This is a genomic window from Streptomyces sp. NPDC056128 (assembly GCF_042263835.1).
Taxonomy (GTDB): Bacteria; Actinomycetota; Actinomycetes; order Streptomycetales; family Streptomycetaceae; genus Streptomyces.
The window spans coordinates 17,487-30,510 of record NZ_JBHJVQ010000042.1 but is presented as its reverse complement, the minus strand read 5'-3'; the positions used below and the strand labels follow the sequence as shown (position 1 = coordinate 30,510).

At 68.4% G+C, this 13,024-nt stretch carries 13 protein-coding genes; 2 read left to right on the top strand and 11 right to left on the bottom strand.

Annotated elements, in window-relative coordinates; genetic code table 11:
* Positions 1 to 55: 55 nt before the first annotated feature.
* The 4 genes from ACFC1X_RS37930 to ACFC1X_RS37915 form a co-directional block, all read right to left on the bottom strand.
* The gene (locus ACFC1X_RS37930; RefSeq protein ID WP_122617309.1) at positions 56 to 427 is read right to left on the bottom strand and encodes an FKBP-type peptidyl-prolyl cis-trans isomerase; all 372 of its coding nucleotides are present in this window, start codon (positions 425 to 427) and stop codon (positions 56 to 58) included.
* Positions 428 to 487: 60 nt separating this feature from the next.
* Positions 488 to 1,495 (bottom strand): FKBP-type peptidyl-prolyl cis-trans isomerase, encoded by a 1,008-nt coding sequence (locus ACFC1X_RS37925; protein WP_376363376.1) that lies wholly within the window; start codon positions 1,493 to 1,495, stop codon positions 488 to 490.
* 144 nt (positions 1,496 to 1,639) lie between these two features.
* Positions 1,640 to 3,001, bottom strand: a complete 1,362-nt coding sequence (gene pafA / locus ACFC1X_RS37920) for a Pup--protein ligase (protein WP_376363373.1) — start codon at positions 2,999 to 3,001, stop codon at positions 1,640 to 1,642.
* Between the two features lie 9 nt (positions 3,002 to 3,010).
* Positions 3,011 to 4,270, bottom strand: a complete 1,260-nt coding sequence (locus ACFC1X_RS37915) for an MFS transporter (RefSeq protein ID WP_376363370.1) — start codon at positions 4,268 to 4,270, stop codon at positions 3,011 to 3,013.
* 115 nt (positions 4,271 to 4,385) lie between these two features.
* Between ACFC1X_RS37915 and ACFC1X_RS37910 the strand changes: the two genes are divergently transcribed.
* Complete coding sequence (locus ACFC1X_RS37910) at positions 4,386 to 5,396, top strand: LacI family DNA-binding transcriptional regulator (protein ID WP_376363367.1); 1,011 nt, start codon at positions 4,386 to 4,388, stop codon at positions 5,394 to 5,396.
* A gap of 36 nt (positions 5,397 to 5,432) precedes the next feature.
* On the opposite strand, the gene prcA is transcribed toward ACFC1X_RS37910, so the two are convergent.
* The 6 genes from prcA to arc all read right to left on the bottom strand — a co-directional run bounded on the left by prcA (position 5,433) and on the right by arc (position 11,613).
* Positions 5,433 to 6,206, bottom strand: a complete 774-nt coding sequence (gene prcA / locus ACFC1X_RS37905; RefSeq protein ID WP_376363364.1) for a proteasome subunit alpha — start codon at positions 6,204 to 6,206, stop codon at positions 5,433 to 5,435.
* Positions 6,207 to 6,265: 59 nt separating this feature from the next.
* Complete coding sequence (prcB, locus tag ACFC1X_RS37900) at positions 6,266 to 7,111, bottom strand: proteasome subunit beta (protein WP_307010740.1); 846 nt, start codon at positions 7,109 to 7,111, stop codon at positions 6,266 to 6,268.
* The gene (locus ACFC1X_RS37895; protein WP_376363360.1) at positions 7,063 to 7,656 is read right to left on the bottom strand and encodes an endonuclease VII domain-containing protein; all 594 of its coding nucleotides are present in this window, start codon (positions 7,654 to 7,656) and stop codon (positions 7,063 to 7,065) included. The genes prcB and ACFC1X_RS37895 overlap by 49 nt, the downstream gene beginning before the upstream one ends.
* A 43-nt stretch (positions 7,657 to 7,699) precedes the next feature.
* On the bottom strand, positions 7,700 to 7,918 hold the full coding sequence (locus ACFC1X_RS37890) for a ubiquitin-like protein Pup (RefSeq protein WP_053128307.1): 219 nt from the start codon (positions 7,916 to 7,918) through the stop codon (positions 7,700 to 7,702).
* 181 nt (positions 7,919 to 8,099) lie between these two features.
* Positions 8,100 to 9,611 (bottom strand): depupylase/deamidase Dop, encoded by a 1,512-nt coding sequence (gene dop / locus ACFC1X_RS37885; protein ID WP_376363356.1) that lies wholly within the window; start codon positions 9,609 to 9,611, stop codon positions 8,100 to 8,102.
* Positions 9,612 to 9,846: 235 nt separating this feature from the next.
* A complete protein-coding gene (gene arc, locus ACFC1X_RS37880) occupies positions 9,847 to 11,613 on the bottom strand; it encodes a proteasome ATPase (RefSeq protein ID WP_234958394.1) in 1,767 nt (588 codons plus the stop codon).
* 245 nt (positions 11,614 to 11,858) lie between these two features.
* On the opposite strand from arc, the gene ACFC1X_RS37875 reads away from it, so the two are divergent.
* Entirely contained in the window at positions 11,859 to 12,164 is a 306-nt protein-coding gene (locus ACFC1X_RS37875) for a ferredoxin (protein WP_122617317.1), read from the top strand.
* A 47-nt stretch (positions 12,165 to 12,211) separates the two neighbouring features.
* Here the strand turns inward: ACFC1X_RS37875 and ACFC1X_RS37870 are convergent, their stop codons facing one another.
* Positions 12,212 to 12,790 carry a hypothetical protein gene (locus tag ACFC1X_RS37870; RefSeq protein WP_376363351.1) on the bottom strand — a complete coding sequence of 193 codons (579 nt, stop codon included), beginning with the start codon at positions 12,788 to 12,790 and terminating at the stop codon, positions 12,212 to 12,214.
* Positions 12,791 to 13,024 lie beyond the last annotated feature (234 nt).

The following is a 13,024-nucleotide window of genomic DNA, read 5'->3' as shown; positions in this document are numbered from 1 at the left end:
GGACAGGCATGGACCCTCGATGACCGGCTCTGATCACTGTCCGTTCGGACGTCGATCAGACTCCGAGCAGATCGACCACGAAGATCAGCGTCGAGCCGGGCGGGATCGCCGGGGTCGGGCTCTGGTTGCCGTACGCGAGGTGCGCCGGGATGGTCAGCTGGCGGCGGCCGCCGACCTTCATGCCCTGCACGCCCTGGTCCCAGCCGGCGATGACACGGCCGCCGCCGAGCGGGAAGCGGAACGGCGCACCGCGGTTCCAGCTGGCGTCGAACTCCTCGCCCGTGGAGAAGGTCACGCCCACGTAGTGGACGGTCACGGTCTGACCGGCCTCGGCCACCGGGCCGTCGCCCTCCCAGATGTCCTTGATCTCGAGGTCCGCCGGCGGCTCGCCGCCCGGGAAGTCGACCTCGGGCTTGTCGATGCTCACGTGTTCAGCTCCTGCTTGTCTGCGGAAAGGCAACGGGCCAAGTCTTACATCTCCGGGGCGTCACATCTTCGCCAGGATGTCCACCGAGAAGACGAGCGTGGAGTCCTTCTCGATACCGCTGCCCTCCGGCGGGCTGTCGCCGTACCCCAGGTCCGGCGGGATGACGATGAGGACGCGGCTGCCGACCTTCTTGCCGGTCAGGCCCTGCGACCAGCCCTTGACGACCTGCTGCAGCGAGAACGACGTCAGCTGCTTCCTGCTGTACGTCGAGTCGAACTCCTTGCCGCCGTCCCACACGACGCCCTTGTACTGCACCAGGACGCTGTCCTGCGCGCCGACCTCGGCGCCGTCGCCCTCCAGGACGTACTCCGCCACGAGCTTCTTCGGCGCGTCGGCCTCGGGCACCTCGATCGAGGGAGCCTTGCCGTCGGTGTTCGTGCCGACCTTGGGCAGCGCCGCGTCGTCCTGCGGCACCTCCTCGCCCTTGGCGGAGCTCTTGGCGTTGAAGGTGTCCTGCAGATCGACCACGAAGACCAGCGTGTCGGAGCCCTTGATGCCCGCCTGCTCGTTGCCCTGCTCGCCGTACCCCCACGTGGGCGGCACCGAGAACTCGACGCGGCTGCCGGTCTTCTTGCCCGTGAGCGCGTACCGCCAGCCGTCGATGATGCTGCCCTGGGCGAGCTGGATGACGAGAGGGGTCTTGCGGTCGTACGAGTTGTCGAAGACCTTCGCGCTCTGCCAGACCTGCCCGAGGTAGTTCGCCGACACGAAGTCGCCCTCCGCGACGGCCTTGCCGCCGCCCGCGATGACCGTCTTCACCGCGAGGTCCTTCGACGGCTCCCCACTGCCCTTGGCGACCGTCGGCTTCTCGTCGAACTTCGTCCCCGCCGTGATGGCCGGCAGCGGACCGTCGACGATCTTCGGCGGCGGCGGTGCCGACGTCGTGGCCGACGCCTCGGGCGACGGACTGTCAGTCGCGTTGCCCGAAGAGCCGGAGTCGTCGTCACCGCATGCGGCGAGCGTGGCCAGTCCCGCGGGGACGGCGATGAGGAGGGAGCGTCGGCGCACGGTGGGGGCCTCGTATCGATGTGGGTCTGCGTGATGGCGTGCGCGCAACTCTACGGCGTGAGAAGGGCACCGTACGGATAACGTACGGTGCCCGTGTGGCGTTCCGCCCTTTCGTGCGGCGACGCGTAACTCACCCGGTCGGGGTCACATTCCGGCGATCAGCTTCTCCACCCGGTCGTCCACCGAACGGAACGGGTCCTTGCACAACACGGTGCGCTGCGCCTGGTCGTTGAGCTTGAGGTGGACCCAGTCGACGGTGAAGTCCCGCCGCTGCTCCTGCGCCCGCCGGATGAAGTCGCCCCGCAGCCGGGCCCGAGTGGTCTGCGGCGGCACCGACTTGCCCTCGAAGATCTTCAAGTCGTTGGCGACCCGGGCGGCCTGGCCCTTCTTCTCCAGCAGGTAGTAGAGGCCACGACGCCGGTGGATGTCGTGGTAGGCGAGGTCTATCTGCGCGACCCGCGGATGCGACATGGTCATGTTGTGCTTGGCCCGGTACCGCTCGATGAGCTTGTACTTCATGACCCAGTCGATCTCGGTGTCGATACGGTCGAGGTCCTCGGCCTCGATCGCCTCCAGCGTGCGCCCCCACAGCTCCAGCACCCGCTCGACGGTGCCGGTGCGGATACCGCGGCGCTCACAGAAGTCCACGGCCTTCTCGTAGTACTCCCGCTGCACCTCCAGCGCGGACGCCTCCCGGCCACTGGCCAGACGCACCTTGCGCCGCCCGGTGATGTCGTGACTGACCTCGCGGATCGCCCGGATCGGGTTCTCCAGGGTCAGATCGCGCATCACCGTGCCCGCCTCGATCATCCGCAGCACCAGGTCGGTGGCACCGACCTTGAGCAGCATCGTCGTCTCCGACATGTTCGAGTCGCCCACGATGACGTGCAGGCGCCGGTAGCGCTCGGCGTCGGCGTGCGGCTCGTCACGGGTGTTGATGATGGGACGGGAGCGGGTGGTCGCCGAGGAGACGCCCTCCCAGATGTGCTCGGCCCGCTGACTGACGCAGTACACGGCACCGCGCGGCGTCTGCAGCACCTTGCCGGCGCCGCACAGCAGCTGCCGGGTCACCAGGAACGGAATGAGGATGTCCGCGAGCCGCGAGAACTCCCCGTGCCGCGCCACCAGATAGTTCTCGTGGCAGCCGTAGGAGTTGCCGGCGGAGTCGGTGTTGTTCTTGAAGAGGTAGACGTCGCCCGCGATTCCCTCCTCGTGCAGGCGTCGTTCGGCGTCCACCAGGAGTCCTTCGAGAATGCGCTCGCCCGCCTTGTCGTGGGTGACGAGTTCAATCACATTGTCACATTCGGGTGTCGCGTATTCCGGATGTGATCCCACGTCGAGATAGAGGCGGGCCCCGTTGCGCAGAAAGACATTGCTGCTGCGGCCCCATGACACGACACGGCGGAAGAGGTACCGCGCCACCTCGTCAGGCGACAGGCGGCGCTGTCCCCTGAACGTGCACGTGACGCCGTACTCGTTCTCCAGCCCGAAAATGCGGCGGTCCATGACTGAACATTACGCCCGATGACCCGAACTGAAACGGGGTTCGACGGCACGGTTTGGATCATTTTCCGATGAAGCCGCAACCACCGCTCCCCGCGCGGGAGCTGCGAGGACCCGCCCCGTGGCCACCAGCACGAGCAGCGACACCGCCCCCGCCGCCCCGGGCACCGCGAAGCCCCACAAGGCCCCGCCATGCTCCACCACGGGCCCCGTGAGCCCGGTCCCCACCGACGCCCCCACCGTGAAGGTCGTCACCAGCCACGAGAACGCCTCCGTCACCGTCCCGCGCGGAGCGTGCACATCGACCAGGACGAACGCACAAGCGATGCACGGCGCCAGGAAGACACCCGCGAGAACAGTGAGCAGCACCATCGCGACCGCACCCGGCATCAACGTCAACGGCAGATAACAGACCGCCAGCAGCGCCACCAGCAACCGCAGTCGCCGCGCCGGCTCACCGGCCCACCGCCGCGCCCCGTACACCGCTCCCCCGACCAGCGCACCGAGCCCCAGGGCGGCCATCAGCCAGCCGTACACCGCGTCACCACCGTGCTCGTCGGCGTACGGCACCGACGCCACGGTGATGGAACCGAGCGCCATCCCGATGAACAGGAACGCCCCCAGCAACGCCAGCAGACCGCCCGAGCGCAGCGCGCCCAGCCAGTGCGCCTCCCGCGGCGCCGACCGCCACGCGCGCGAAGGCGGCGACACCACCACGGACAGCGCACCCAGCACCCCCAGCCCGTTGAGCACCAGCAGCGCGACCAGCGGCGACCACAACGACACGCACACCGTCACCAGCAACGGCCCGACGGTGAACATCACCTCCTGCGCCACGGCGTCCATCGCGTACGCCGTGTGCACCTGATCCTCCTTGCCGAGCACACTGGGCCACAGCGCCCGCAACCCGCCCTCCAACGGCGGCGTGAACAACCCCGCCGCACCCACGGCCACATACGCGAGCACCGCCGACCCGGTGCCGGCGAAGGCGAACACGCCCATCGCCAGCGCCGACAGCACGGCCGCAGGCAACTGCACCCATGGCTGCCCGCGCAGGTCCACCAGCCGCCCCAGCACCGGCTGCCCCACCGCGTTCGCGACGCCGTACACGGCCGCCAGCGCCCCCGCGAGGCTGTACGAACCGCCCTCCGCCCGCACGAACAGCACGATCGCGATCGCCGCCGTGGCGTTGGGCAGCCGCCCCACCAGCGTGCCGACCAGCAGCCGCACGGCGTGCCGCGCCCGGAGGATGTCCAGATACCCGGCAACCACGCGGCGCCCCCTTCTCTGCTGCACTCACTGACGTGCTGACGTGTTACGTATAACTAACTCCGCCATACGTACCATGTCGCCTGTTCACGAGTCCAGACGAAAGCGCAGGCGAACGGTGGCACAAGGCAGCACCCGCCCCACAAGCCGGGACGTCGCCCAGGCAGCCGGAGTGTCCCAGGCCGCGGTCTCCCTGGTACTCGGCGACAAATGGCGCGGCCGCGTCTCCGAGCCGACCGCGCAGCGGGTCCGGGAGGCGGCGCACGAGCTGGGCTACCGCCCCAACCTCGCCGCGCGCAACCTCCGCCTGGGCCGCACCCGCACCGTCCTGCTGGTCGTCCCCGCGCTGACCACGGAGTTCTTCGCGGAGGTGTACACGGGCGCCGCGCGAGTGGCCGGCGAGCACGGCTTCGGCGTGGTGCTCTACCCCTCCCCCGAGGGCGTAGGCCCGGCCAGGGACCCCTTCGCCTCCGCGCAGGCCGCGCTGGACGGCGTCATCGCGTCCTCCATGGCCGCCGACGCCCTCTCCGCCATCCGGGGCGACCAACTACCCCTGGTCATGCTCGACAGCGACCCCGAGGGCAGCCTGGGCGCCGCGACGGTCAACCTCGACATCGCCGACGGCATCCGCCAGGTCGCCGACCACCTGCTGACCCTGGGCCACCGCCGCTTCCTCCACCTCGCCGCGGACGTGCCCTCCTGGACCTTCGAGGTACGCGCCCGGGAACTGGCGGCCCGGCTGCACGCGGCGCCCGGCACCGACCTGCGCACGGCCCGCGCCCCGATCTCCATCGAAGGCGCCCGAACCGCCACGGAGGCCGCGCTCAGAGCACCCGGACCCCGGCCCACGGCCCTGGTCTGCGACGACGACAAACTGGCGGCCGGCGCCTACAAGGCAGCCCGGCGCGCAGGACTGCGCGTCCCCGACGACCTCTCCGTCACCGGCCTGGACGACCTCGGCCTGGCCACCGCCATCGACCCCGAACTGACCACGGTCCGCCTCGACGCGGAAGCCTTCGGCGAACGGGGCATGCGGGCACTGCTGGCCGTACTGGACGGGCGGGCCCCCGAGGAAGGGGACCTGCCGGTCAGCCTGGTGGTACGAGGCTCCACGGCACCGCCGCAGTGAGCGGGGCGGGGCGGCGCGGAGCCGCCCCGGCTCCTCCTACTCGTCCTCGTCCGTCTCGGCGTCCGCGTCGTCCGCGTCGGACGCATCCGTGACATCGGCACCCGTGCTCGCGCCGGAATCCAGCAGCCGCGACAACTGCCCGCCCACGATCCGCTTGAACTTCCGCTGCTGCGGCCGCGTACGGTCCAGCACCGCGACCTCCAGCCGCTCCGCCGGAATCTCCCGCTCACTGCCGTTCGTGTCACGGGACAGCGCCTGCACCGCCAGCTTCAGCGCCTCGGCCAGCGTCATACCGTCCCGGTGCCGCTGGTCCAGGTACCCGCTGATCTGCTCCGCGTTGCCCCCGACCGCGACCGAGCCGTGCTCGTCCACGATCGAACCGTCGTGCGGCAGCCGATAGATCTGATCACTCTCCGGACTCTCACCGACCTCCGCGACGACCAGCTCCACCTCGTACGGCTTCTCGGCCTGACTGGAGAAGATCGTGCCCAGCGTCTGCGCGTACACGTTCGCCAGACCACGGGCGGTCACGTCGTCCCGGTCGTACGTGTACCCGCGCAGATCGGCATAGCGCACGCCGCCGATCCGCAGGTTCTCGTACTCGTTGTACTTGCCGGCGGCCGCGAAGCCGATCCGGTCGTAGATCTCGCTGAACTTGTGCAGCGCACGGGACGGGTTCTCACCGACGAACACGATGCCGTCGGCGAACTGCAGCACGACCAGGCTGCGGCCACGGGCGATGCCCTTGCGGGCGTACTCCGCCCGGTCGGCCATGGCCTGCTGGGGTGAGACATAGAACGGCGTCGACACCGGTTATCCATCCCTTTCTGGAGAAGTCACTGGACCACCCGACAACACGAACGCACCCGCTACAGCAGCGCGGCCCGCGGGCCGTCCGGATGCTCGAGCCGCCGCTCCAGCACCGCACGGGCCAGCTCCGAGCCCTCGTCCTCGCTGAGCCGGCGGAAGCCGTCCTCGGTGATCACAGTGATGATCGGGTAGATCCGGCGGGCGACGTCGGGACCACCGGTCGCCGAGTCGTCGTCAGCCGCGTCGTACAGCGCCTGGACCACGAGCGTCGTGGCCTGCTCCTCGGTCAGATCCTCACGGAACAGCTTCTTCATCGCACCACGCGCGAAGATCGACCCCGACCCGGTGGTCGCGAAGTTCTGCTCCTCGGACCGCCCACCCGTCACGTCGTACGAGAAGATGCGGCCCCTGCCCCGGTCCACGTCGTACCCGGCGAACAGCGGCACCACGGCCAGCCCCTGCATCGCCATGCCCAGGTTGGACCGGATCATCGTGGACAGACGGTTCGCCTTGCCCTCCAGGGACAACTGCGCCCCCTCGACCTTCTCGAAGTGCTCCAGCTCCAGCTGGAACAGCTTCACCATCTCCACGGCCAGGCCCGCCGTGCCGGCGATGCCCACCGCCGAGTACTCGTCGGCCGGGAAGACCTTCTCGATGTCCCGCTGGGCGATCATGTTGCCCATGGTGGCCCGCCGGTCACCGGCGAGAACGACGCCCCCGGGGAACGTGACGGCCACGATCGTGGTGCCGTGCGGCGCCTCGATCACACCCTGCACCGGCGGCAGCTGCCGGTTGCCCGGGAGCATCTCCGGCTGGTGCGCACCGAGGAAGTCCATGAACGAAGAGGACCCGGGCGTCAGGAAGGCAGCTGGTAGACGCCCGGTGCTACGAGTGTTGGCTTCCACGCGTTTCCTTCCAGGTAGTCGGCAGCTCGGTTCATCACGTCGGGGTCATCCCTCAACAGGCCGAGGCCGGAATTGCAGTTGAAGCACAGTACGCCACGGACCCTACCCGTCTTGTGGCAGTGATCCACCTGAACGGCAGGAGCCTTGAGACAGATCACGCAGACCCCCGCCTGAGAGGCCACCATCTCGTCGCGCTCGGCTTCAGTGAGGCCGTACTTCCGACGAAGGTGACCTGCCGGATCAGTAGCCGCCTTGCATGCCTTACAGCGGCTTGCAAGGCCATCGGGCGCACTGGTCTTGCGATGCCATTCGCTATGGGGCTTCACCTCGCCACAGCCCCGGCAGTGCTTGTGCCCGGGCGGGACGGGCACCTTCTCGCGCACCGCCCGCCCCTTGGCCGCCTGGCGCTGCCGGTAGTACTCCGCCGAGCACTCCCGGCAGTACGCCTGAAGACCATCACGCGTGGACTTGTTGCTCGCGAAAGCCGTCCGCGGCTTGCTCTCCTGGCACCGCGAACACTTCCTGACTTCCCGTTCGTCGGACACTCACAGACTCCCCCGCCACCTTCGTTTCGAAGGCCAAATGGGCCTACTGTCCACCCTTCTGAACGAAGCTACGCACGAAATCCTCGGCATTCTCTTCGAGGACATCGTCGATTTCGTCCAGGACGGAGTCCACGTCGTCGTTCAGCTTTTCCTGGCGCTCCTTGAGGTCCTCCGAGGCCTGCGCGTCCTGCGCCTGCTCCTCGACCTCCTCAGTGGAACGCGTGGCCTTCTGCTGCCCGCCGCCGGTGTCCTTGGTCGCCATAACCCTCACCCCGCTCGGTTCGCCCGACACAGTTGCTCGGTTCAAGATCAGACCCTACAAGCCGGGTCCGACATCGGCCCCGCAGTTGCTACAACGTACGAGGGCCATCTCGATGGTTCCCGGACCCGGTGACTTTCCACCTCGTCCGGCGGTCTCCTTCCGGTGTACCCGCTCGGGGCCGTCACCCGCCCGACAGGACCTTGACCAGGTCGTCTGCCGTGCGGCAGCGGTCCAGGAGCTCCTTGACGTGATTACGCGTTCCGCGAAGCGGTTCCAGGGTTGGCACCCGCTGGAGCGAGTCCCGGCCCGGCAGATCGAAGATCACCGAGTCCCAGGAGGCCGCCGCGACGTCGTCCGCGTACTGCTCCAGACAGCGTCCGCGGAAGTAGGCGCGGGTGTCCTCAGGCGGCTTCGTACGGGCCCGCTCGACCTCGTTCTCGTCCAGCAGCCGCTTGATCCGGCCGCGCTCCACCAGACGGTTGTACAGGCCCTTGTCGGGGCGTACGTCGGCGTACTGGAGGTCCACGAGGTGCAGCCGGGCCGCGTCCCAGTCCAGGTTGTCGCGGCGCCGGTAGCCCTCCATCAGCTCCCGCTTGGCGACCCAGTCCAGCTCGCCGGCGAGGCTCATGGGGTTGTTCTCGAGCCGGTTGAGGGTGTCCTCCCAGCGGCCGAGGACGTCCTTGGTCTGGTCGTCGGCGTCGGCGCCGTACCGCTCCTCGACGTACTTGCGGGCCAGTTCGTAGTACTCCATCTGGAGCTGGACCGCGGTCAGTGTGCGGCCGCTGCGCAGCGTGACCAGGCGTTTGAGCGTGGGGTCGTGGGAGACCTGGTGGAGGGTGCGGACGGGCTGGTCGACGGCCAGGTCGACGGCGATGAAGCCGTCCTCGATCATCGAGAGCACGAGTGCCGTGGTGCCGAGTTTCAGGTAGGTCGAGATCTCGGACAGGTTGGCGTCGCCGATGATCACGTGGAGCCGTCGGTACTTCTCGGCGTCCGCGTGGGGTTCGTCGCGGGTGTTGATGATGGGCCGCTTCAGCGTGGTCTCCAGGCCGACCTCGACCTCGAAGTAGTCCGCGCGCTGGCTGAGCTGGAAGCCGTGTTCGTGCCCGTCCTGGCCGATGCCGACGCGGCCGGCGCCGGTGAAGACCTGGCGGGAGACGAAGAAGGGGGTCAGGTGGCGCACGATGTCGGAGAAGGCGGTCTCCCGCTTCATGAGGTAGTTCTCGTGCGTGCCGTAGGAGGCGCCCTTGTTGTCAGTGTTGTTCTTGTAGAGGTGGATCGGCTGGGCGCCGGGCAGCTGGGCGGCCCGGTCGGCGGCCTCGGCCATGATCCGTTCGCCGGCCTTGTCCCACAGCACGGCGTCCCGCGGGTTGGTGACCTCCGGAGCGCTGTACTCGGGGTGGGCGTGGTCGACGTAGAGCCGTGCTCCGTTGGTGAGGATGACGTTGGCCAGGCCGATGTCCTCGTCGGTGAGCTGGCTGGAGTCGGCCGACTCACGGGCGAGGTCGAAGCCTCGCGCGTCCCGCAGCGGGTTCTCCTCCTCGAAGTCCCAGCGGGCCCGGCGGGCCCGGTGCATCGCCGCCGCGTAGGCGTTGACGATCTGGGACGAGGTGAGCATGGCATTGGCGTTCGGGTGGCCGGGGACGGAGATCCCGTACTCCGTCTCGATGCCCATTACTCGCCGTACTGTCATGCGGCCCTCCTTGCCCGGCGGTGCCCTCGGTCGTGGGCGCCGCTCAAGTACCGCTGGCGCTCCGATGCGTGTGCGGTGCCCGTCCCCGCACTGCGCGACTCGGCGGTATGGAAGAGCCTAGAACGCCTTTGCACTGGTGGGGAGATCATTTGCGGCATTGCCTTGCTCCAGTCGGGGCTCCGGAAAACAGTCGGCTGCGGGTACCCATTGAGGGGACCCGCAGCCGCCCCGCCTTTTACAGGTACTGACCGGTGTTCGCCACCGTGTCGATGGAGCGTCCGGTGTCCGCGCCCTGTTTTCCGGTGACGAGCGTACGGATGTACACGATCCGCTCGCCCTTCTTTCCGGAGATCCTGGCCCAGTCGTCCGGGTTGGTGGTGTTCGGCAGGTCCTCGTTCTCCTTGAACTCGTCCACGCAGGCCTGGAGGAGGTGGGAGACGCGGAGGCCCTTCTGGGTCTTCTCGAGGAAGTCCTTGATCGCCATTTTCTTGGCGCGGCCCACGATGTTCTCGATCATGGCGCCGGAATTGAAGTCCTTGAAATAGAGGACTTCCTTGTCGCCGTTGGCGTAGGTGACCTCCAGGAAGCGGTTCTCCTCGGATTCGGCGTACATCTGTTCCACCGCCGTCTGGATCATGCTCTGGACGGTGGCACCCCTGTCCTTCCCGTGTTCGGAGAGGTCGTCGGAGTGGAGCGGGAGGCGCTCGGTGAGGTACTTGCCGAAGATGTCCTTGGCCGCCTCGGCGTCCGGACGCTCGATCTTGATCTTCACGTCGAGCCGGCCGGGCCGCAGGATGGCGGGGTCGATCATGTCCTCACGGTTGGAGGCGCCGATCACGACCACGTTCTGCAGGCCCTCCACGCCGTCGATCTCGGCGAGCAGCTGGGGGACGATGGTGTTCTCCACGTCCGAGCTGACGCCGGAGCCGCGGGTGCGGAAGAGGGATTCCATCTCGTCGAAGAAGACGATGACGGGGGTGCCCTCGCTGGCCTTCTCGCGGGCTCGCTGGAAGACCAGGCGGATCTGCCGCTCGGTCTCGCCGACGTACTTGTTGAGCAGCTCGGGGCCCTTGATGTTGAGGAAGAAGCTCTTGCCGGCGGCTTGGCCGGTGACCTCGGCGACCTTCTTGGCCAGCGAGTTGGCGACGGCCTTGGCGATGAGCGTCTTGCCGCATCCGGGGGGTCCGTAGAGCAGGACTCCCTTGGGCGGTCGCAGCTCGTGCTCCCGGAACAGGTCGGGATAGAGATAGGGGAGCTCGACCGCGTCGCGGATGGCCTCGATCTGTCCGCCGAGGCCGCCGATCTGCTCGTATCCGATGTCGGGGACTTCTTCGAGGACGAGTTCCTCGACCTCGCTCTTGGGCACGACCTCGTAGACGTAGCCGGAGCGTGGTTCGAGAAGGAGGGCGTCGCCGGGGCGGATGGTCAGGCCGCGCAGCGGTTCGGCGAGCCTCACCACCCTCTCCTCGTCGGTGTGCCCGAGCACGAGGGCTCGCTCGCCGTCCTCGAGGATCTCCTTGAGGGTGACGATGTCGCCGACGCTCTCGTACTCCATGGCCTCGACCACGTTGAGTGCTTCGTTGAGCATCAGTTCCTGGCCGCGTCGGAGCTCGTCGAGCTCGACGCTCGGGCTGACGTTCACCCGGAGTTTGCGGCCGCCGGTGAAGATGTCGGCGGTGCCGTCCTCGTTGGCCTGCAGGAAGACTCCGAAGCCGGCCGGTGGCTGGGCCAGCCGGTCGACCTCCTCCTTGAGGGCCACGATCTGGTCGCGGGCCTCGCGGAGTGTGCCGGCGAGCCGCTCGTTCTGTGCGGACACGCCGGCCAGGTTGGTCTGCAGTTCGACGATCCGCTCTTCGAGAATTCTCGTGTGCCGCGGAGATTCGGCGAGCTTGCGTCGCAGGACGGCGATCTCCTGCTCAAGGTAGGCCACCTGCCCGGCCGGGTCCTCGGACCCGCGTCCCGGGCGGATGCCGCGGTTCATGTCGTCGTCGTGGGCTGCCACGGTCCTCACCTCCTCCATGGGGAGCTGGACGCTTCCAGACCCTACCTGGGTGGGTGTCGATTGAAACCCCTAGATCACAAAGACTGTCGGGGTGTGTCCGATCTTCACCCTTGCGCTCTCCCTCACGCCAGGGGAATACCCACCGGACGTGAATGGAACCCAGGCGGGGGTACGCTCGAAGCGTTCAACACCCGTCAGAGCTGGCCGGATTCCCGAACGGCTCGGCGCAGGAAACGGCAGGAGAGATGAGCGTGCAGCAGGAGGCCGGAGTCGACGGCGAGGCTCTGGAGGTCTGGATCGACCAGGACCTGTGTACCGGCGACGGCATCTGTGCCCAGTACGCGCCCGAGGTGTTCGAGCTGGACATCGATGGTCTGGCCTACGTGAAGGGCGCGGACGACGAGCTTCTGCAGGCTCCTGGGGCGGCAACACCCGTGCCGTTGCCGCTTCTCACGGACGTGGTCGACTCCGCGAAGGAGTGTCCGGGCGAGTGCATCCACGTACGTCGGGTTTCGGACAGGGCCGAGGTCTACGGTCCGGACTCAGAGTGACCAAAATGTGACTCGTCGTCTACGGTGTGTGACCGTTGTCTGTTGGGTCACACGGTTCGTGCCTGGGAAGGCGCGTCATTGACGAACGCGCCGTTCTTCCAGCGCCACTTCATGTCGTCGGTGGTGTCGGGGCAGCAACTGGGCACGTCGGCCGACGAGTAGCCGAGGAGGGTGGCCCGCACGGCTCCGCCGCCGTCCACCGTGAGCTCGGTGACGGTGTGGCGGTCCTTCGGGTCCACGAGGGTGGCCACGACCCGGGGCTTGCCTCCGTCGGCGCCGCGCGTGACGACGTACACCCCGTCGGGCGGGGTTCCCATGGGTGCGTCGCAGTGCACGGCCGCCACCGTCTCGGGCCGTCCGTCGCCGTCGAGGTCGCCGGACGCCTTCTTCTGCACCACCGCCTTGACCGGGCCGCACTCCAGGGGGAAGGCGACGGCCGCCGGATCGGGGGGCGTGCCGTGGGCCGGTGCGGTCTTCGGGCCGGTGGCGGGCTGTGCCGCCGTGGCCGCGTCGGGTTGGAGGACCGAGGACAGGGCGACCACTGCGGCGACGGCCGTGGCGGTGGCGACCCAGTGGATCGGCCGGGTGTGCGTGTGGGACAGGTCCGGAACGGCGGGGTGCTGCACGAGGAGTGTCTCCTGTGAGGGCTGTGCCGGTGGGGGTGGCCAGCATCGTGCCACACGTCACAGTGCGGGGGAACGGTGGGGTGGGTACCGGGTCCGATTACCACGCTCGGGGCTCGCTTCGTGGGGTGCCTGTCAACGCGAAGACGCCGTGGTGGGGGGTGCGGGGGGGGGGGGGGGAACGACCACCCCGCACCGAGTGGGGTTTGGAGACCGGGGCGCGCACGAGCGGCCCCG

What these genes read in the sequence shown, in the direction of transcription:
- pafA (WP_376363373.1), bottom strand. Translation starts at nt 3,001, where the DNA reads ATGGACCGCCGCATTTTCGGGCTGGAGAACGAGTACGGCGTCACGTGC.
- ACFC1X_RS37890 (WP_053128307.1), bottom strand. Translation starts at nt 7,918, where the DNA reads ATGGCGACCAAGGACACCGGCGGCGGGCAGCAGAAGGCCACGCGTTCC.
- dop (WP_376363356.1), bottom strand. Translation starts at nt 9,611, where the DNA reads ATGACAGTACGGCGAGTAATGGGCATCGAGACGGAGTACGGGATCTCC.
- ACFC1X_RS37875 (WP_122617317.1), top strand. Translation starts at nt 11,859, where the DNA reads ATGAGCGTGCAGCAGGAGGCCGGAGTCGACGGCGAGGCTCTGGAGGTC.